The following is a 22,388-nucleotide window of genomic DNA, read 5'->3' on the forward strand; positions in this document are numbered from 1 at the left end:
CCATCGCTGATGCGATCCTTGACCGCATTGTTCACCACTCTTTAAGGGTCGAATTATATGGCGAATCACTAAGGAGAAGAAACTCTAAATCAGAAAATGTATTTTTGTAAAAATAATAGTTGTTAAACCGGACAAAAACATCCGCTCCAAAGAGCCTATCTGTACAACAACTTTACTCTCTTTCAAACCCTAACTCAGAGGGGTCACTTTAGATTGGCGAAGAGGGGTCAATATCATTGGTATATCCACCTTAAGCAAAGATTGGGGCATCATTAATTATCAACGTTTTTTAACTCTGTTATTTGTGCTGGTTGCATATTATCACAGTACTTCTATGATTTGATCGACTAAAACAAAACTTATTAAATCTTTAAAAAAGCGTTAATGCATCGTGAGTTAATAAAAGTATTTTATAAATCTAAACAATGTCAAATACTTACCAAACACTTCTTAAATTCACTATTCATTTATCGTATATTGTAGTTTATTATTACAATATTTATAAAATTTAATCGCAACATTGACTTGTTTTCCGGAGCTGGAGGCTTTTGGAATAAGTAAACCTAAGCTATTTTTTGATGTTCAAATCACTTTTAGACAAACTCAGCATATCTTCTAAAGAAGCCGTAATCGACGGAAATTCTAACAGTTTCGATGAATTCAAAACCTATTTGCATCTTAACCGATTTGTAGAACAAAAATTTGAAGAGATCGTTTTATCAGCTGTTAAAAGCCCCTTACCTCAGCTCATTCTATTGTCAGGTAATGTTGGTGATGGAAAWTCCCATATTCTATCCAGGATGTTCATGAAATATCCAGAAGAAATGAAGCAAGTAGAGGTACGAAATGATGCTACGGAAAGTCGTGATGTAAATAAAGATTGGGTAATGGAGCTTAGGGACTTTCTTTCTCCCTTTACTTCTAAAAACTTAAAAGATCCAAACAATTCGGCTAAAAGAATTGTCGCGATAAACTTGGGCGTACTCTCCTCATTCTTAAATCTATCTAAAGAGGATTTTCCCGAATTGGCACAGTTTGTCTATGCGAATGGTATCATAGATCGCGTTTCTTTGGGTAATAAGTTCGATGAAAAATGTAATATTCAATTCATTAATTTCGCAGATTATAACCTTTTCACGCTTTTATCTGACAAGGCTAATTCCGCATTAATTTACGACCTCTTAAAAAAGGTAACGAATCCGGTTAACAGTAATCCGTTTTTCTCCGCCTTTAATCAATATTATTATTCCCATCCGAATAGTGACGCTTGTCCAATGCGGTTCAATTACCTGCAATTGTCTAAGAGTGATGTTCAAGAAGGCTTGGCAAATCTTGTCATTCATGCCATTATTAAATTTAAGCTTATTCTGTCGGTCAGGGATCTATTGGATTTTCTATACAATCTAATTGTCCCAGCCGAGTTCGCGCCTTTAACAGGAGAGGAAATCAAGGATTTATTCCTGCTTGGAAAAAATCCGAAAATGATGCCGAATATTCTTTATAACGTTCTGTTTGACAACACCGGAAAATCGGAGCTTTTTGATTCTTTGACGCTTCTTGACCCTGTGCGTTACCGAAGTTTTACATTGGATGACCTGATATTTAAGGTTAGCTCTACCAGTAATCCGGAAAAATTATTTGAGGAATTTGGCTTGGATTTCAAATTTACCTGGCTTGCTAACCAAAACCCCTTATTGGATAAACCTTTGATTGTAAAGACTTTTATTCGCAGCTTATTTCTTAATAAAAATCAATTCTTCAAGGAAGAGCTAAATTATTATCACTTATTCACCAAATATCTTTTCGCTTATTACACAGGGGACAAGAAAGGATTATTACCACTTTACAGAGATCTTATCAAGGCGATCTATTACTGGAATGGTAATTCAAAATTGGATAAGGAAGTAAATATTCCGATAGGCAAAAAACAACTGGAGTATAACATAACTCAGTCAATATTGCTAAAGGCTGATGTAATAATTCAGGAAGGAATTTCTGCAACTAAAGAAGTGAACGAATTCGACACAACTTTTCCCATAGGCATCATTGTAAACAACGATAAATTATCTTTTAAATTGGATATTGACTTGTTCGTTTTGCTACAAAATGTTATTAAAGGCTATAGTCCAAACAGGCTAGACCGAGAAAGTCACGTCAATTTCCAGCAGTCAATTGATCAAATGACGGTTCTTGCGGGCCAGGATCAGTCGATCAATTTCGAGCGCTTAGGCGGGAGTACCCGCGAGAAATTCCAGTTAAGTTTTGATCCTTCATTCGGGTATGAATTCTTTAAATTATAATTAATGGACTTCAAAATTAACGAAATAGAGTACGCCAAAGTCTTTGATAAAAAGGTATTCAACCATACGCGTGGAAGGCTGCTTAAACTTTTTCCCCTATCCTCTGAAAGACCGGATCTAATCGATTCTATACCAGATATGGAGTCTTTTGTAGGCATTACTGGCGAATTTTTCCGAGCTTGTCACGACATGCAATACGCCCATACCCCAACCAATAAAGAACTGCTCGACTCGGTTATTTCAACTGTGACAACTGATGAGCCGACACAATTGAAGGCCATTATTACTTCCCTTTTATTTGATGAGAATGATGATGTTTATTTATTCAGCGCTCAGATTTTGCCCCATTTGAAGCTGAGGTCTAATAACAGTAAACTCCAGGTTCTACAGGAATTCGTAGCTAATTTGCTGATCGACGATGAGGTAAAGGCCTTGATTAGACGTTCTAAAGGCGATAGTCATGAAAATATTTTATACAACCTTATCATTGAACATCTGAATAAACTATCCTCCGAAACCGTGAGAGAATGGAACAAAGAAGGTTATTACCACGGCCAACTGGCTTCAGATATCAGGGCGCTGTTTAAAACGGATTTGGCTAATTTATCGAAGCTGCAGGAATTCTACATTGCTAACGTTTCTCAGCTGATAAAATATTACTACTTTCATTACATTACTCAGCAGAGTTTGCGTTCCGCCGATCTCTTTGATCAAAAAAGAGAGATTCACCCCCTCTATTTTACACTGAATTGGGAAAAATTGTCAAGATCCCGCCTCGCATTAGAGCATGGCTGGAAAAAGGTCGAAAGCAATGCGACCGCCTTGTTTGCCCACGCTAATACCCTGGAATTGTTGAATATGATAAGTTTCAACAAAAAATTCGTTTGCGCACAGGGGCCTTTTACCTACTGGGAGATCCGTGAAGACGTTCAAAAAATGACTCAGGACGAAGAAAATGATTTTACAGCATCTATTTATAAAATTATTCGCGCCTATCGTCAAAAGATCGTAGACGTTAGCTGGGAATCATTTGATGAAATTTATGAACCCCCACAAGGCGACATATATCAGCAATTTCATTCTTTGAGCCTCATTCATCAGCTATTTTCCGCGATTAAGTATCAATTTGAGAATAGCGCACGCAGTACAAGTTATCGGGAATTTGGAAACTGGTATAAGACATTCGTTAAAAGTAGCTATTTCAAGTTACGTGGTTCTTTAGGAGGTTCACTTAAAATAGATCGCGATTTGTTGCTGATGATGACGGAGCTTTCAATTATGTCGCAGGGCGACGGACAGGACAAAATTCTAGTAAGTAAACTTTGGGATCAACTCGAACTGCGCGGAATTTACCTGGACGAAAAGACCAAGCAGGCGGTCATTACCTTTTTCGGCAAGATTAATACATTAGAAAAGAAAAGTGATAGCGGTGACGCACAATACATTAAAAGACTTTACCGGTAAAACGAATGGAAAATAGCCTATATTTTTACTTATCCCAACTGATATTCAGGTATTTTCTGAAAAGAGACATCCATCATGGCAGTCGCTATCAGATATATTTTGAAAAACCAGAACACGTGAAAAACCTATATGAATGCATGAAGTTTTTCGCAGCAACTGCTTATGAAAAGGAAATTGCCGTTGGAGAATATTCATTTTACAACTATGATAGTTATTACCTCGAATTTAACGGTAAAAAGCTGATTATTGCATCGCACCCTAATGGGGATTTGCTGACCGGGCTTCGCAACTATTTTGATCAGATCAAAGGTTTTGAGACAAATACTGCTATCCTTTTTTTACACAATACAGAACTGGAAAGTATTATCAAAGGTGCTGAGAATTTGGCTAATAAAGGTATGCCACTTCATATTGAAAGCGTACGCACAAATATCATTCAGACCTTTAGTGATGAGGAGGAGAATAGTTTCTCTAAAACGCAGAAAGAGTTTTTGAGGCAGCTTCTTAACCTGGAGAATGTTGACTATCAAGTGGAAAGCACCAATTTATTTGATCTGAAAAAATATCTGGACATCTTGAACAATAAGCAGTTGGAGCGGGCTGACTACAATAGTTTAGGTGTCTTTTATGATGAACAAGTACAGAATGGTGCGGTTCCAAAAGCCCAGGTTGCTAGCCGGCTGGCAAAAAACAACAAATGGTTCACTGAAATTTCCCGAAACGAGCAACTGGGAACATTACCGGATTACCTGGGAAAAGTCTTCGATAAAGAAGGTCAAAATAAATTAAAAAACCCGACTAATTGGGTTAATGTTTCCTTTGATGACCTGTTGAAATATGAAGATAATCGAGGAAATATCAAGTTCAATGAATACATTCCTAATACAGATGAACAAAATGAGGATCTTGATGTCATTTGGGATAAAGCCGACGGACCGTCAAAAACCGCCAGTCAGAACAGAAATATTTTAATTTTCAACCCAAATCATAAAGCTGAAATTAAATTCAAAATTTTTTTCAAGCGAAAGCCATCTATTAAAAATCTGATTGTTCATGGGGCATCAGCGATTGTTTCTGAATCAGAAAATTGTTTTGATGTCACAATTTCATTAACCAAACCTCAGGATTTTCAAAACTGTTATTTACAATACCACGAAGAAAAAGAAGGCAAGAAGAACGACCATAAATTTAAAGTATTGGTTGTTCCATTCGGCGCTCATCTATTTGTCGGTGTCAAAGCCATTTTTAAAGTTCAAAAGCAAAAAAATGGTTTGGAGTTTTTCTCCGACAGTGATTTAATATTTAACGACCAAGGCGCGGAGACGGATCCAATTCCTTTTGAAAGTAATCGAAAATATGAAATATCGGAAGATAAACAGCTTATTCTCAAACTTGATGAGTTGAATATCACTGATAGCAGTGAGTTTTCTTTTACGCTCGCCTATGATCAGGCTTCAATTTTTTCACGGGTTACCATAAATGGAATCAAGCCGATTGGATTAACCGGATGGCAAGTGTGGCGTAAAAAAACGGGCACAAAGAAGTCTGTTCATTATACAACCAAAATTGACGAAAAGAGCGGCCGTACAAACATTCTGCTGGAGCATGGTAATCAAATTTTTTTTCCAACAGGGGAGTTTAGGGAAACCTTATTACTTGAGGAGAAAATTATAGACAGCGGCAAAGCCTATCATCGCTTGCTTGCAGATAACGAGCTGGATGGTTATGACCAGTCATTACCAACGGAGTTTAAGCTGGTTTACGATCATATCATTGCTTATTTCCGGAACACCAACCGGGGTATCTACAGGTTACTGCCGAGTACGGCTTTCGTTGATGAAGAGCTCAAGCAGTTATATGTGAAGTACGTTCAACTTTATCTGCATTACATCAGTGAGATTGAGCCTAATCAAGTATTGTCTGATCAGCATTTGGCTTTGCTTCGGGTAGCCAGTGTACAGGACAGTTCCATATTAAACAGATTTAGGTTAACCCCGCTACATCCTTTGATTGTAGCTTACCAGTTAAAACTTTCCGAGCGGGCGGGTGACCAGGATCTGCCATCGCAGATATTCAACAAATTCACAGCGCTCAATTTGCTTCCGTATATTAATAATGGAGTTAACCCCAAGGATTATTTTATCGCTGTAAGTCAAGAGCACAGTCCTGAGTGGATTTTCTACGTCAGCGCACAAATGGAAGGTCAGTCCATCAATAGGAAAAATGCTCCGCAAATCATCGCATCTAAAATCAAAGAATTTGTCAAGCATTTTTCTTTCCTATATATTGATGTAGAAGCTCCGATCCGAATAAATTTAATCAACGTTGGTGATGGACTGGAAGCATTGAAAGGGGTATTCCAACACCTAATAACAACCATTAAGCGGTTGGCAAAAGACGAAAAGAACCTGATGGATGTTCATCCAATTCTGATTAATATTTATGGTTCTGGCAGTTATATCACCAAATTCGAACAATTTTCAAAGTTCGATGATGTACAGGAAATAAAAAAAACCTTTCAAATTGACTTATCCGAGATTGATGATCTGATTCATCCGGATGATCTGTTACGCCTGTACCATCAAAAAGTGCAGTTTTTTATTAAAGACGATCAGGGATTAAATCAGGATTACGAATATGCCCATATCTCGTTTTATCAATTTAATGAATCGGACCTGGAAAAATCTGATAATAATACCCGGGAGATTTCAACCGGAATTTCGTTAGAAGGCATTATGAGTGACCTCCCCTCGGTATTTAACCAGGGAAATTATCGTACGGGATTTGGCGTAAGATCGATGCCTGATCAACCTAATGTATTAACCGAAATAAGCAAAAAGCTCAATTCAATTGCACACGTTTCCGGCACTTCCAGTATTTACAAAAGCGATTTGGCTTTCGCATCTGTAATTAATACGAATGTTCGGGAAAGGTTGACAATAGTCTATGAAAAATCCCAATGGATAACTTTCATAAATCCGATGGTTGATTTAAGTTTTTTCAAAAATGACCAAGATGTCGTAATCATTCACTATACTGACCAGTACGGAAATTCTTCGGGATATGATTCCATTACAATAACTGCAAAATGGGAGCAGTATCAATTTATTTTAAAGGAATATTTAACCCCAAAGGTTGAGAACGTCGAATCAGCCATCAAGCCTGTAATTAATATGTTCAATGCAATTAATGGCTATTGGTTATTGAAGCTTGGTTCTCAAAATCTTTATGAAACTATCCAAAAGGAAAAGATAAGTATTCTTTCCGCTGTAAAAGAAATGCTTGCGATATTGGATCATCCTAACATAACTTGGGTGATTCTATCTTTAGAAGAAATACTCAGGGTAACCGGTTCCGCGGGTCTTTCGCAATCAGATGGTTTATTTACTAAAAAGAATCTTGATAAGACAGGCCCTTACAGTGATGATCTATTATTGATTGGGCTGGAGGTTATCGATGAGCAATTGCAGTTGTATTATTATCCGGTAGAGGTTAAGATTGGAAATAACAGCGCGGATACTATTGCTAAAGCTGTCGTTCAGGGAGAGCAGACTTTTTCACTGTTAATGGAAACGCTTCAGCAAAAAGGATTCGCAGGTACGATCTATCGAAATTATTTTTCCAAATTAATATTAACTGCGGCACAGAAATTGGCCCTTTACGATGTTTGGCCAAGCTATGCTAAAAAATGGGAGGAAGTAGAATTACTGAGAGGAAAGCTGCTCAATGATGATTTCAGAATAAAAACGCTAGATGCCCAGATTGGGAATTTTGCCGTGTTATCCTTCAAGAATAATGAATTCATGAATAGGGGAATTAAGTATGGCCGCACGGAAAAAGCTTCCTACCTGCTAATAAATCTTTTCCAGAGTGACGGATTAAATGATCTTGTTCAGACAGTGGACGCCCTCCAGGCACGTTATAACGCGCCTACAGCGGTAGGTATTACAACCGATGATTTAATGGCAAGCGTTTATAACTTAAGTCCTGAAGCGCTTACCGAATTTCGTAATATAACATTTACTGAAGTTGATGAATTAGAGGAAACTCAAGTCGGTGAAGACAGTGCGCTGCCTATAGAAGCCGAAGATCATACGCCAATTTACTCGGCGGAATTTACAGCGGATGATGATGATACTTCGGCACCGTTGATAGCGGCAGAGCCCGCTGTAAGATATGAGGTAAATATCAGCCGCCCTTTAACCGTAAAATTCGGTCACCGGGCCAATGACGGTCGTGTAGTGGAATGGCTGCCCACTTCTACCGATAAAGTGATGCATACCAATACAGGAATTATTGGTACAATGGGTACTGGTAAAACTCAGTTTACGAAGTCGCTGATTACCCAGCTGTCCAGAAATGGTGCTGCTAATGTTGATGGTAAAGATATCGGCGTATTAATTTTTGACTATAAGGGTGATTACATCAAAGATGATTTTGTAAACGCTACTAATGCAAAAGTTTATAATTTATACCACCTTCCATATAATCCATTAGCGTTATTTGTGGGTAAGAATCCCAAAAAACTTCTACCTCTGCATACAGCCAGTACTTTGCAAGACACTATTTCAAAGGCGTTTACGCTTGGAAACAAACAACGAGCCTTATTAAAGGATCTTATTATGTCAGCTTATGCAAAAGCAGGTATTGATAAGAGTACAGAAAGCACCTGGGAAAAGCCCGCCCCAACTATTGCGGACGTGTGTGATATTTACCTTTCCGACGATGATTCCAGCATAGATAGCCTGCATGCTGTATTAACCGAGCTGTATGACTTTGAAATTTTTGAACCAGACGGTAAAAAAGCAATCGGACTTTTCGAGTTGCTAGAAGGCGTTACCGTGATTAATCTAAGCGGTTACAGTTCTGAGATTCAAAATTTAGTTGTTGCGATTACTTTGGATCTCTTTTATTCGCAGATGCAAAACTATGGACACAGTAAAATTGAAGGCAACTTTCGCCAGATCAACAAAATGATTCTAGTAGATGAAGCGGATAACTTTTTAAGCAAGAATTTTGAATCATTGCGTAAAATTTTAAAAGAAGGGCGTGAGTATGGTGTGGGAACAATTTTATCTACTCAGTTTCTCAACCATTTCGCAACCAGTGACAACGAATATTCGAACTATATCTTAACTTGGATTATTCACCGTGTAAATGAGATTAAGGAACGTGAGGTCGGATCATTATTTGATTTGCCAAATAAATCAGATAGAGAGGATTTAATAACAACTATAAAAGGGTTAGAAAAACATTACAGCATCGTAAACTTAGCAGGAAGTAAACCAATCAAGATAAAAGATACAGCATTCTGGGAATTGATAAATGGCTGAATTTGAGCCGGAATACACTCTGGCTCAAATGTTATTTTTTAGGAGGTGGATTAAACTTCGCTATCAATTCGTTTACAAGTGTTGTAGCGACGGCTTTTTCATCAACACCCGGTATTTCTACGACATTCGCTTTTTTGAACAGCTTATCTAGTTCATCTTTAGCAATTTTACCCCATTTGTTAACGTTTGTAAGCTCAATTATGTCAATACTTAGATCTGCATCAGAGATGTCATCTTTTGTTTCCCACCAGGAGTTAAATGACCGGTTGATACTGCTCTTAAAGATCCTGCCGTCAGGGGAGTCCAAAAAGTTCTTTTCGTGGTAATATATCCTTTCACCATTTTGGATTACACGCAATATCAGCTTTTGATATGCAGGCCAAATTTTAGGGTCAACTCCGGGAATCAATGCCGACTTGATATCATTTAAGATAAATACCCAATCATTATGCGGAATCGCATTGATTGCGTTGATAAAATCTTCCACACCGTCCGAAAAAGATTCGTTTCCTTTATATACATCGAGCGCCATAAAAAGGCCAACTTGAAATGCCTTAGTGTTCGCTGATTCGTAAGCGGAGTTTACCTGATTTTCTGGAATTGGCGTAAAATACGCAGCTCGCAGTTGTTTAAATTTCTTTTCTATTTCGTCAATTCCAGTGATATATGACTTGAGGGTATTATTAGCTTTCCCTTTAATAGCCTTGCTTTTAAAAGTATAATATAAGCCTTCGCCGCCTGAAAACACCTCATCCCAAACCGTTCTTAACGTGGTATTCATTTCATCATCGTACCATTCTCCGATTTGTGCACACGCTTTATAGTGGGGTTGGAAAAGTTTAAAATTGTTAAAAATTGAATATAATACAGGCTGTAGTCGAGATAAGTACTCGCTTTCGAAAGCGTCGATTTTCTTGTCGTCTACTATTGCGACGATTTTATTATTCAAAGATTCTTCATCGGGGCTAATATCCGTACTATTGAAGCTTTGAGAGTCAAATATTTTTGAAAATTCAAAAACATTATTCTTGAAAAAGTTTAGGCTTTTATAATCATTGAGGTCATTGTACTTCCTCGAACCCAGCGTCAACCAGGACAATATTTCATAAATAAACTCAGGATTAGTAATGGCTAGTACATTATTTGAGGAAGTGTTTATGTCGGAATCTTTGTCGAACTCGGAGTGAAACAAAGAAAAATTGTATAGTTCAAATGAGTGCTCATTAGCAAGTGCTGAATAAAAAAACCTAGTCATTAAAGATGGGATTTCATAGTCGTTCAGTAAAATCTTTCGCGATTTACTTACTTTTTTCGCAGAATTGTTCACGTCTACAAATAACCTTCGTGAAACGAGTTTAGGATTGAAATCCTCTTCCTGATCTTCAAACCAAATCAAAGTGATTGGCAAATCTGCCTTTAGGTTTTCACTTGAAACAACATCCTTATAAAATGCAGGATAAACACTGCTGTCTTTATCAGAAAAAGCACCGCTAGCTACTCTAAATGCATTTGCACGATGTTGACCATCAAGCACAATTACATCGATATCGCTGATATCTATTGATAATATTCCCAGCTTGCTGGTTACATCACCTATATTAAAAAGCTCTAGTTTCCATCGATCCTCATAGTTGAAAATTTCATTGTTGGAACCATCAGTAGCTTTGCTTTTGGTTACATTGGGATACTTAGAAGAGGATTTCAGATTTAATAATGTTTTAGGCATTAACACTCCTAAAACCGCCGGAAAAAAAGCAATGCTTTTACCTTGCGTCAAATACGGAACTAGCTCATAGGCCACTCTGTAATCGTCTAAATTGCGTTGTAACAAAGAAGCCAGATCTTTGATCTCACTCGCTTTCACGCGCTCTCTCATAGGCTTTAATTCCTTCAACAAAGCATATGAGTCCACGTCCTGCTCATTACCGGACGCCATTGTAGAAAAATATTTAACCTTTACCGCTTTCTGCGGTAAATCAAATGATCCAAACATCCCATGTAGGGTGATGTATTTCCTTTGATTCGTGGCTTTTCCAGCTATTTTATTTCCTACCATATACAGGGTTATAAGTGCGGTTTAAATACTTTTCTACCTTTTGCAGATCACTCCAAATATACGTTGATGGCATTTCGATTGTTCGGATGACTAATGCGTTAAGGCTTATTTTGTTGAATGACGTTATGCTATGTCCCACTCTTTGCGCAAAATGAGCGGATTCTACAATTGTGTCAAAATCCGTTTTTCCAAGAGGGGGCGGGGTCATTAATTTGACTTTTTTAAAATAGATGTCCTGAAGCTCTTTTGCGTGTACAGCAAGACGTGATTTAAGATCCTTTGAAATTCCAATATATAAAGGTGGGCTAAAAGCCAAACTTGCGACTTCACACAAATCAAAATCGAGGCCAGGGTTATGGTAGTCCGAAGCTTTATAGGAGTGTTTAACCTCGCCGATGTAATTTTCTTTCAGGTGCCCAGTAACTTGAACCCCTACCTTTTTTTGTTTGAAAATTTTAAAATAGTCGTCAGCGTTTGACCTATCCATTTTCAGGTACCATGCATAGATGCCTGGCACATTTGGTATCTTATGCAAATCCGCCAAACTATAGACACAATGGTCGTTGATCTTTGAAGTTTTTAGGGTACTGATCCAAAAATTATCAATGGAATTGCTCATATTAAATGAAACATGACGCGCAGCCTACCTCTTCAGCATCATCCAAAAGATCAAGTAAATAGGGCGATGTGTTTTTTACGCTATTGGTCCTTTTTAAATACTCTAATTTGATTTGGCGTGTACGTTCTGGCTTAATAAGATCCATCAATGATTCACCATCATTCCAGGTGTGGCCACCTTCCAGTTCATACTCAGTTGCTTCTTTAAAAAGATCTGGGTGTTGTTCATAAAGCCAGATCCATTCGATTTTTTGTTGGTAAAAACAAAAGAAACAACCAGAACGGCTTCGCGAATATGATCCTTTAATACCGTCGACTTCGAATTCAATGGCTTTGTAATACTGTGGTACGCCAACATTGCTATCTTCTAAAATATCGAAGATATCTTGTCTGACCAGGTTATCCTGATTATCCAATAACGGAAAATTTTCTTCTCTGGAAAGTGGATAATCTGTCATTTTAATAAAACCGTTAACGACGAGGTTAAAGTCAATGATATCTAAGTTCAATAACTTGTTGACTTTAGTGGTAATATCAAATTGTGGAGTTACCGGTGTAGCGAGTACCTGACTAAAACGGTCAGTGATACCTTTAGAATGCAAGCCTGCATAAATCGACATCAATAGTTCGTTGTTTACTGGTGCAAATACCTTGCGCATGACATCTTCACTCCAAATGTTCCTTCGAAAGGGAAAGATCGACTGAATATTAGGTTTAGATGAGATGTAACCTTCCCGATCTTCATCCCCTCTAATACCCACATAGGAAATAACTGGATCTGTACCAATAAATCGCTCAAATAAGTCCAGTTTTAAAGTCTTTGTGCACCACCGATTCAGCGGAGAAGGAAGGAATCCTCCCAATGTTTTGAGTTTATGATCGAACGGCGATTCAACGCTGTTTTCAAACGCTTTGAGTTTAATAATCTTTTTACCCAAATAAACTTCCAAGTTATCAATTAACTCATAAGTCTCGTTAAGTTCTTTTCCCGTATCACAAGTATAGTATTCGATATCGAATTGGGGGTAATTCTGATGCATATAAATGGCCAGGGCAGCACTATCCTTACCTCCAGAAATACCTAATACGTGACGAACCTTTTTCATTCATTTTCGATTAAGTCCTTTAACAATTTTGTTAATGCAGCAATATTAACGGTTCTATCCGCTGATAATGTCCGCTTCAGGTCATCTTCAGCTTTTCCAATTGCCTGGTTCAGGTTTTTAGGCACTCTGACGATTTTTCTTTGTAAGCCTTCACCGAATGAACTAATATCCAGATGAAGAACATCTTCCTTACTTTCTTCGTAATTAATCTGAGAAAGCTCAGTCAGACTATCGAGTTCTAATATCGTAAATTTTAATTTGTCATAAAATGCCCATTCTGTCTCATCGTTGAACTTTTCCAGCGTTACCCCCATGACACCTTGAGCGATGGAATTAAACCAGGCTGTGCGATCATCCAATTCGGAATTGATCCGCTGCACAATAACCTTTTGTTTTTGAAGTAATAAATGCAGGCGAATTTGACGGTAGCGATTTTGCAACTCTGTTTTAACCTCAGGAAAAACCATTTCTCCACCTACAACATCGTTGGTCAAAAATGCCTCAACCCGATTGACCAGCTCAGCGTAGCATGTGCGCAGTTCCCGAATAGCCGTTTGCAATACTTCAACATATTGCTGGAGCTTTTCAGGTGATTGTTGCAAGCCTTGTAAGGTAAAGCCCAAAGCTGCAGGAAAAGCTTCGAAAAATGTTTGCTCAGGATCTTTTGCTTTTACAATGGCTTCTCTTAAACGCATTGCTTCGGCACTTAATCTTTGGGTGTTTTTAGCGTAATCAGGAAGCCCTTTGTAAAAAGTCAGGAATGGCTTTATTGTATCGACAAAATCCTTATTAGTCAGATGTTGCTTTGTTGTTTGCTCAACTAAAACACGATAATTGTTAAACAAATTTAATTTTACTCCGCCGATATCGAATGCTTTAACTTCGTAATCTGCCGGAGACTTAATTAATATCTCCAGGATTTCATCGTTAATATTGGCGACATAGTTGCCTTTATAAAACAACGAAAAATCATTTCGTTTGATAAAGAGAAAGCTAACCAGCCAGAAATCAATTAACCCCTGCTTTAATTTGAAGGGTTTAAGCGCCAATAAATCATTCAGCTCTTTTACCGAACGCCTTGAAGCTCTGGAACTATCCAAAAATTCATTGCTAAAGCTCCATAGAAATTGAAAGTCATTAGCCTCGTTAACCGCTATCTCATAATCGTTGTCCTCATGATAAAGGGTAATTCCATTACTCTCTAGTAGGGATAAATAGATAGTTTTTTCCGGCGGATATTTATCTTTTGCAAAGCCCAACTGCGGTTTATCCCAATTGTTGACTAAAGCTTTGATATAGTTACGTTTAGCTGTATGTATTGATGGTGATATTTTGTTTTTGTTGACCAGCTCATTTTTAAAAATGGGCGCATGGCTGTAAACATCATTGATAATTGCCGACAGTTGCTGATTGAGCGCACGTTTACTGGGAATATTTAATACCTGTCCGCGATAAATCCAAATTACCTCGCGCTGGTTGTTATAAGTGCTGTTCAGTATTTTATGCGTCAGCAAATTTTGCTGATGCGTAATTATATTTGTCAGCTCCTTGACTGCTATATCGTCATCTGTATTTTCCTCAATTACCTTCTTAGTTTTTTCAATCTCAAAAAGAAGATCTTTAATATGTCGCGCGTTTTTATAAAAACCGTAAAGGATAGCTTCAGTTTGCCCGGCTGAATATTGAATGAGATCCGTCTCTTTCAGGTTTTCATTAAAGATAAGATTGATAAAGCCGTCAATTTCTCCTTTTGCAACTTTCTTTTGTGGAATTGTAGAAATCAAATATTCAAATAATCTGRGAGTTCCCCTGCGGTACGAAACTTCCTTGGCTACGACCGGCGGAAATTTATAGTATTTGTTGATGAGTCCGGTGACATCAACAACTTGATCAACCTTGTTACCTGCTTCGAATAAAGCTAATTGTATATCCAGGTCTGTGCCTTCAAAAAGGACATACCTCCGGCTGTAATTTCTGAATAAAATAACCTTGCGGTTTTCAAGCTGAGTCAATAAATCAGCGGCATTTAACATGTTAAAACATGTCGCCGCATATTGAATAAGAAACGGTTTGTCTATAATAGAGCCATTAGCAGCAAAGATATTGAACAGACCGATTGTCTGGATCAATTGCGCTATGCCCGTAAGATCTTCATTAAATATCCGCTCCGACACTTCAAGCGCATGTTGAATGCCTCTCCAGGCTGCAATGTCTCGGTTATAAGGTGAGTTAATATAAGAGTAAAAGTTGTAGATCAGATATTGATATACGTTAGCAACATTATAAAAATTTGGGCTAGCCTGTTGATGTGCAAATATGCTGGTGTGGTCCGTCGATTTTAAAAATGAAAACAATGACCGTTCATTTTGCCCATAACGCTGCAAAGCAAGCGTAACCATATTGGCGGCAAAAATATCCAGCGGGAATAGTTTTTCGGCAATTTCAAGAAGGTATACCGGATTGGTGTCAAACGATTTCGATGTCAGGAATAATTCGATCACCTGCGCAATAGTATCATTGGGGATATCAGCAGATCGCTGTGACTCCAGATGGCTGGCTGCTAAATAAAGCAGTTGCTCTACTGGCTCATTAAAAGTAATTTCCCGGAAACGTCCTTTTATTTTCGACCATTCCTGTTTTTGAAGTGACGTTAGCGCCAAACCATAAGCGTCAATGCTTTGATGAATGGTGGAAATTAAAATAATGCCTCTCTTTGGATCATTAACAAATTCTAAAAGCTGCTGAATGAAATACAGTTCCTGTTCAGGTTGATTTGCGGCAGCATATTCTAGAAATTTACCAAACTCGTCAATGCACAGCAGTAATAAAGGATTTTTATTTCCGAGGTCATGATAAGCATTGAATAATTCTGAGAAAATTAATTTTTCAGAGCCCTGGGCTTCCAGACCAAAATGTTCCTCCAAAGCCTGTTTTAACGATATGTAACTGCCGACGATATTAATGACGCCAGTACTTGCCGCCTTGATGAAAGGTATGTCGAAATGATTTGATTTCTTGCTGAAACTTCTTTGGAAAGCCCAAAGGAAAGAAGATTTTCCAGTTCCGTAAGATCCAATCAGCGAGAACGAGTGAACACCACTTTTGAAGTCACTACCTATTTGAGCGGCTGAACGCTTTGCATTCGCAGTTGGTATATAACTGATCTCCCGTTCAGCATCCCTAACGATATTGACAGATGTATTATAGTTAGTTTGCATAGTAACGGGCTAATATCTCAAATGGGTCATTCAGTTGTTTAAATTGCAGTTCTCTAACACCGGCATGATCGCTGAAAACTACCTCAGGATATTTTTTAGCGATATCCTGGATTTTGCTGGTCAAACCAGTACGGTTGATAGCAAACACAGCACCGGCTTGCCCTGGGTCCTGTTCAATATTAGTTAAGTTAATAGAAGCACTTTCGCCGGCGTTATCAAGAATGGTATAGAAAATGATTTCTTCCGGTATTTCTTTCTTTTCAGAATTCTCAACGGCATAAAAATCCTCATCACGTTTTCCTTTATGCCTAAGTAAATTTAGTTCGGTAAAAATTCCGGAAAAGCTATCTTCGGTATCCTTTTGTTGAGCATCGGTTCTGATATACATTTTTAACAGTACCCCGAAATCGTCACCTAGGGTATTTTCATTAACGATAAAAGGATTGGCTTCCGCTTTTCTTTTGACAAAAGCAATAAAGTTTGACCGAGAAAACTCGATACGTTCGCGTCGCAGTTCATTAAAAATCAAATTATAGGATGACGCAGTACTTTTCTTAATCAAATGGTAATGCAGCAACCATAAACTAGCTTCATCTTCCAGATAGGGGTCCCATCCATCATCGGCAAATATCCGATGTGCAAGCTCCGTTAAATTATCATTGTTATCGAGCAGGTCAAAAGCACGCATCCAATAGCGAATAGCAGAAACCATATTCTTTCCTACACCAAGATAGACGACCGCATCTTCTTCATGAAAAGACCGGTTTGCCAGCTTATGATCATACCCCTTCTTTAGCCACTGCTGGCGGCATTGAAATGAGTCATGGCCCGAGAAGCTATATTTAATGTTGGTGCCTATCATAGGTTGAATTTAAGCATTGTCATTATATAATGACAAACTTAATTATAATTTTAAAAAAATACTAAATTTGTTAGCAATATTAATGTGTGACAGGATGATTCTCATCCGAAGTTTTCAGGCCACGAATATACAAGTAGTTTAATTAATGGAGAATTAGGTTCCTAGTTATTTGATATCTACTTTAAAGGCGAATCGGTTTATCCCTAAATGATCGTTTTCAATTAAATTAAGAATACATTGAAGCCTAAAATTACGAATGAATTGTAACGCATTGTTTCAAATTATAGTCAAAGTTCGCTCACTTCATCCTCGGAAATCAAGTATACGATCAACCCGAGTTTGTCAAGGGATGGCTTTATGGACATCAGCAATTTCCTATGATTCTCAGGAAAAGCCATTCCGAAATGATTGGCTTGCCCTGGAAATTCGTTGATGATAGAAAGTGTTTTTAACAAGGCCACACTTACATGTGACCAGATCTGGCTGGGTTTAAAAGGAAGCCCGAATCTGGCCGAACCGTAGCGTGCACTGGTCTCGCCTTTCACTTCGATATAATGCATTCGCCCGGTAGTACATTGTGCTATCAGGTCTATGCCTTTTTGCCTGGTTGTAAGCTGTTGTTTTATAACAAAGCCTTTTGAAGTTAAATGATCGGCAAGCAGTTGGGTAATATGATTTTCAGTTAGCATGAAAATTTTTAAATAGTAATCGTCAGCGGAAATTCAAGAGGTCTGATGTCCCCCCGTAGCAGTGCTTCAAGCGCTAAGCATCGAACCGATATATTGGGAGCGCTACCTGCATTGTTTACTCGATATACGTAATAATTTTTTGGATTTGAAAGCATGCAATTCCACTCGCTTTCCGGCATCATAAAGTGATTGTTTGACATAAAAGTAGTCTTGACTTCTATGTAGTCGATCACCCCGTCTTTTTTTAAGGAAAAGTCATAAGGTAGGCCGCTATCAAGCAACGTGCGTAAATCCGCCGTGATCAGCGCTTTATTATTCCAGACAACTTCCACGCTCGGTCGATCAACCGGACCTGCAATAAAGCCGGTTTCGTTTTCGATAATATCTGTTCCCGCAGCCCAGTTTTCAGTTTTCAACTGTTGGTACACGTATCTCTCCCCCTGATTACCGAGCAGTTTTAAAAAACTGTTATCACTTTCCAGAACGACGAGGTTGGTATTGATTCCTAAAAATATAATCACTTCGCCAGTAAAATCGCATGCGGCAATTTTACTATCATCGTTGATTTGATCTTTGTACAAAGCAATATTAGGGAATATCTGGTCGGGGCTTTTGAGTCCGCCGTCAAGACACGGAATAGAATTTTTGTTAACTATTCCCGTCCTGAACTTAGAGTTTGTGTTTATTTCATCTACCTTAAAATATTTTTGAAAGTATGGCCAGAACCGTAGTGCGAAATCGTAATGAATAAGATTCTCCATATGGTAAACCTCGAAAAGGTTGCCGGTGCCGGAAAATGCAATGATCTCTTTTACTCCAGCAACGGTTAGTAAATTACGCCAGTATTCGGCGTCCGCAGGTTTTTCAATTAGAACAGGAGAAACAAAACCTGTGTAATAACCGCCCATAAGATCTTCCATGTCACTCTTCGGCGCGAAACCGTTAGAGAAATAAACGATACCGGCCTGACATGCCGATATTGTACCGTTCAGTAAGGGCAACTGTATATCTTTTAGTTTTTGCTTACACGCGTTGTCGTTCATAATTATTGATGAATAACTAAAAATATAGCGCCAGACCTTTGCTGCAGTATCGAAATCCGTGATCGGCAAACTGGATATTATCTTGAGAAATTTCTTTTTAACGACGTCAGCTTCGTTCAATTCAGTTACACCTGCCGCGAGAAGAAAAACTTTCCAATCCTGTTCTGAGGTTCTGTCATAGGCGGAACTGTATTTTGGGCTCACCAAGTTATCTAGTTCATAGTCTGGCAATATGCTGCTGTTCTGCGGGGAACCGAAAAAGCAATAGGCAGAAGCCTGAAGTCCGTTTTTTTCCGTTAGCAGCTTCAGGCTTTTCAGCACATTGTTTTCCGTTACATCAAATTTGCTTCTGTTATTCCGGTATACTTCAAATATGAACCTTGTGATGACAAGGCAGTTTTCCTCAGTCAGCCTATTGGCCGATATAAGGTTTTTTACGTTAAGCCGGTATAGTTCCCACCCTTCAGATTTTCTCGCGCCGCACTCATAGAAAAGAGATCGCCAATCCTCGATTTCTCTGGATGCCTCGACGTAATCGAAACCGGCAAACAACAGTCCGGTAAGCCCGATCTGAGCGGCAACCTCTTCAATCTGATAGGTGGTCTGGTAATTGCCGGAAAGATAACACTGATTAAGCGAAGTGAACTGCTTGTCGGCAGTACGGACATAAAAATTAGCGAGTTTTGCTTTATCGTTGGCTGCAAGCGACTTTCTGTACTTAAAGATGAAGCGCCAGAACCCAAGGTTTATTTCCGGATCTGAAATCATTTTATTAATCTGCAGATAGCGGGGAAGAATATCCTGTATATATCTTATCGGATCGAATTTACTGATGCCGAGCTCGTTAATGAGGATCATTTCGAACTCCGTATTGCCGGCTGCAATTTGCTCCAAGTCATCACTAACGAAATTCAGGCCGGTATCAAAAGAAAGTGCTTCACTATCGTGCCTATCTATATAAATGAAAAGCTCATCTGGGGTTTTAAGAACACCATCCCTGCTGAGTACTGACGGAAACTTTTTTAGTATCCCGGCCTTTTTACCTTTGTTCAACAAACGGATAAACGAGGCATTTTGCTTTTTGTCCGACTTCGGGCTGAAATTTTCTAACAGAAAAAGTCTGTAAATATCACTTTCATCAAAAACGGTAACTTCGAATCCATATATCTCCGGTTGGCAAAGTTTATCCGACGCATACAGAAGGTGATAATGAATTAGCTCTTTGTCCGGATAGAGTTCCTTAAAACTGGTTTGAAAATGGTGTCTAAATATGCCGGTCTTGTCGAGTACCGCATCGCTGACTTTCAATAACTCCGGCTTGACTGCTGCGGGAATGAACGGCACTTCTGAAATTGCTTGTGCTAAACCAGCATTGAATTTTTCATGTATTTCTTTAACATCGGTCTGTATTTTTGGCAAAAGCTGCAAAATGGAGTCCTGCAGATTCTTGACCCTGTTTTTCAGGCTGTACAAAGCAATTTCGGCGATCCAGCAAATACTTTGATATCCGATATTATAAAACAGGTAGATGTTCCAGAGATTCTCTTGGATGATTGTTTCACGGTTTGTGGTAGTAATGAAGTCAGCGTTCACAAGGAAAGGTAGACCGAAACGGGTGTCGTTTGTCGGGAGATAATTAAAAAGGATTGCCTCGTTTTCCTTCAACCTAACAATTTTCTCTTCCTCAATCTTTGCAGCGAAAGCTATCGTTGTTCGGCTTAGTCCGGCAAGTTTCTCCGGAATATTATTAAGATCTGAGCCATCCAATTTTTTAAAAGATAATTTTTCCCCGTCATCGAAAATCATAATCGGCACATCAACTTTCTTGAAAGCCTCATTATTGATCTCAATATTATAATTGCCCCGATCTGTGATGTAAGTAACAAGATGATTTTCCCTGTTTTCCTTATCCGTACTTGTGATAGTCTTTAAATTGCCCTCAACCTGGATATCGACCGTAAGGCCGATTGTGTCAGATGAGGTATTTATATTCCGCACGTGCCGCAAAAACAGTAAAAACCTTGGCTCGCTGAACAGATTTTTTAAGATAAGGTTATAGTTCTTTGCTACAATTGTATTATTCCCTATTTTCAGGGCGATACCAACTTCCTCCCTGAAAAAGGCAGGTACATTCTTTATTTCTTCGGGATAGTCATGATAGTTGGTCCAAAGCGGTTTAATCTGCCAGGGAATATTCTCGATCATCACCATCTCTTGCTCTTTACCCTTGTACCGGGCGAGGAAATTCCTTTTTGCATCGTCATGCAGATCGGAAATATGTGACTGATAAAGTTCTTCAAATTCAATTTGTTTATAGTAATCCTGATCGAAGCGAAAACTGAATCCCCCTGAATGAATATAAACCGTCCTAGCGTCAGAGAATACAGACTTGAATCCGATACCTTTATATCCCGTTTTTTGAGAATCGGCTTTTTTAGTGCTTTTCCCGGCATCAGCTATTGCAGATACGTTTTCAGAAGTAAAGGGAAGTCCGTTATGTAGGAAAATAAAAAAATCCGTTTTCAACATGAAGTCAATTGATACTCCCTGCGGCGATTTCGGCATGTCATCCGCGTTTTGAATCAGCTCAAATATGAAACGTTCAGTTTGAGTATATAATTCAAGTTCGTTTAAGCGAAGTTGCCTGGCAGTACGGGCGGCATCATCCGGAGATAAGCCCCTAATGTTAAAAATATCCTTTATAAAATGCTCATTACTGCTTTGTGATAACTCGTATCCAGGTATGGGAATAATAGGCTTTGAAAGGTCCACATTAAGCGCATATGGATTTTTTTCCCTCACTCTTTCCGGGGCAAGGCTACAATAAAACTGGTAGAATGTCCCTGAAACAAGAGTGTCAGCGACGCGACAGTATGCGCTTACTTTACCATACCTCTCGGGATAACTAATAGGTTTTTTGTTGAGCAGAACTGAATTAAAAAATGCGCCCTTTTCGGTTTTCACTAGCTGTCCGATAAATTTCAGCTCAGGGATATTCCAGTGTTTTTGTAATTTTCTTACGATATCTATCTCAGATTTGCTTGAAGGAAGTTCTTTTGAAAACATAAAACGTTGTGATAAGTTGAGAAGTGAAGATAACTTTTTACTTATAAAATTCCTTGAGAAAACGCTATTTTAAGTAGCCAGTTCCCAATAGGACTTCGAAGTTCTAGAAAGTTTATCTTTTCCGAAAATTCAACTGCAGTTAATTATATCTGCCGATTTTAGGTTAGCCCGCTCCCGATCTGTGTCCTCCAACTGGAGCAGGGTTTAATTAATTTAGAATTGATAGTATCCGCAAGAAGCGGCCAAAAAGTATAATCAGCAAAAAAGGGGGTTTGGGAAACTTTCCTTACGGCTAATTTACTAATTTTATTTTTGGCCGGTAGCGGAACCCAATCGTTCTTAAGCAACCTTTAACTCATTTAAAATTTTCAATTGTTCTATCATTTGGTTCGAATTATGTCCAGTTTGGGGAGCCCCAAAATCAATGATTTAACCCCACTCGCCAGAGTGAGATTTTTTTATTCGCATAGTTTTTCAATATTCGCATAGTGGAGTCAAAATTCCTTAGTTTGGCAATAAATCCTATTTAAGCATTCATTTGCTTTAAAAAACGACTGGCTAAAAAAGTAAAATTTATTAGTTAAGCAAGGCACGATAAATACCGATTGGTATATATTTACATTACTTTTGTTA

General features: G+C 38.4%; 11 protein-coding genes. 4 read left to right on the top strand and 7 right to left on the bottom strand.

Features of this window, described 5'->3' with window-relative positions; translation table 11 throughout:
* The first annotated feature begins 14 nt into the window (after window positions 1-14).
* The 4 genes from AC1DUD_RS29610 (at window position 15) to AC1DUD_RS29625 (ending at window position 9,097) form a co-directional block, all read left to right on the top strand.
* Window positions 15-110, top strand: a complete 96-nt coding sequence (locus tag AC1DUD_RS29610; RefSeq protein WP_477361193.1) for a hypothetical protein — start codon at window positions 15-17, stop codon at window positions 108-110.
* Window positions 111-578: 468 nt separating this feature from the next.
* Window positions 579-2,300, top strand: a complete 1,722-nt coding sequence (dptF, locus tag AC1DUD_RS29615) for a DNA phosphorothioation-dependent restriction protein DptF (RefSeq protein ID WP_477381302.1) — start codon at window positions 579-581, stop codon at window positions 2,298-2,300.
* A 3-nt stretch (window positions 2,301-2,303) separates the two neighbouring features.
* Window positions 2,304-3,764 (top strand): DNA phosphorothioation-dependent restriction protein DptG, encoded by a 1,461-nt coding sequence (gene dptG / locus AC1DUD_RS29620; protein WP_477381304.1) that lies wholly within the window; start codon window positions 2,304-2,306, stop codon window positions 3,762-3,764.
* 5 nt (window positions 3,765-3,769) lie between these two features.
* Complete coding sequence (locus AC1DUD_RS29625) at window positions 3,770-9,097, top strand: helicase HerA domain-containing protein (RefSeq protein ID WP_477381306.1); 5,328 nt, start codon at window positions 3,770-3,772, stop codon at window positions 9,095-9,097.
* A 31-nt stretch (window positions 9,098-9,128) separates the two neighbouring features.
* Here AC1DUD_RS29625 and AC1DUD_RS29630 read toward each other — a convergent pair whose 3' ends face one another.
* The 7 genes from AC1DUD_RS29630 to AC1DUD_RS29660 all read right to left on the bottom strand — a co-directional run bounded on the left by AC1DUD_RS29630 (window position 9,129) and on the right by AC1DUD_RS29660 (window position 21,755).
* Window positions 9,129-11,153: a ParB N-terminal domain-containing protein gene (locus tag AC1DUD_RS29630; protein WP_477381308.1), complete on the bottom strand. Its 2,025-nt coding sequence runs from the start codon at window positions 11,151-11,153 to the stop codon at window positions 9,129-9,131.
* Window positions 11,140-11,772, bottom strand: a complete 633-nt coding sequence (locus tag AC1DUD_RS29635) for a hypothetical protein (RefSeq protein WP_477381310.1) — start codon at window positions 11,770-11,772, stop codon at window positions 11,140-11,142. Before AC1DUD_RS29635 ends, AC1DUD_RS29630 begins: the two co-directional genes overlap by 14 nt.
* A 1-nt stretch (window position 11,773) precedes the next feature.
* Complete coding sequence (locus AC1DUD_RS29640) at window positions 11,774-12,877, bottom strand: phosphoadenosine phosphosulfate reductase (protein ID WP_477381312.1); 1,104 nt, start codon at window positions 12,875-12,877, stop codon at window positions 11,774-11,776.
* Window positions 12,874-16,095: a hypothetical protein gene (locus AC1DUD_RS29645; RefSeq protein WP_477381314.1), complete on the bottom strand. Its 3,222-nt coding sequence runs from the start codon at window positions 16,093-16,095 to the stop codon at window positions 12,874-12,876. Before AC1DUD_RS29645 ends, AC1DUD_RS29640 begins: the two co-directional genes overlap by 4 nt.
* Window positions 16,085-16,957, bottom strand: a complete 873-nt coding sequence (locus AC1DUD_RS29650; RefSeq protein ID WP_477381316.1) for a DUF4007 family protein — start codon at window positions 16,955-16,957, stop codon at window positions 16,085-16,087. The genes AC1DUD_RS29645 and AC1DUD_RS29650 overlap by 11 nt, the downstream gene beginning before the upstream one ends.
* A 287-nt stretch (window positions 16,958-17,244) precedes the next feature.
* On the bottom strand, window positions 17,245-17,646 hold the full coding sequence (locus AC1DUD_RS29655) for a hypothetical protein (RefSeq protein ID WP_477381318.1): 402 nt from the start codon (window positions 17,644-17,646) through the stop codon (window positions 17,245-17,247).
* A gap of 8 nt (window positions 17,647-17,654) precedes the next feature.
* Entirely contained in the window at window positions 17,655-21,755 is a 4,101-nt protein-coding gene (locus AC1DUD_RS29660) for a protein NO VEIN domain-containing protein (RefSeq protein WP_477381320.1), read from the bottom strand.
* Between the last annotated feature and the right edge of the window lie 633 nt (window positions 21,756-22,388).

The organism is Mucilaginibacter sp. P4_A11 (assembly GCF_056402535.1).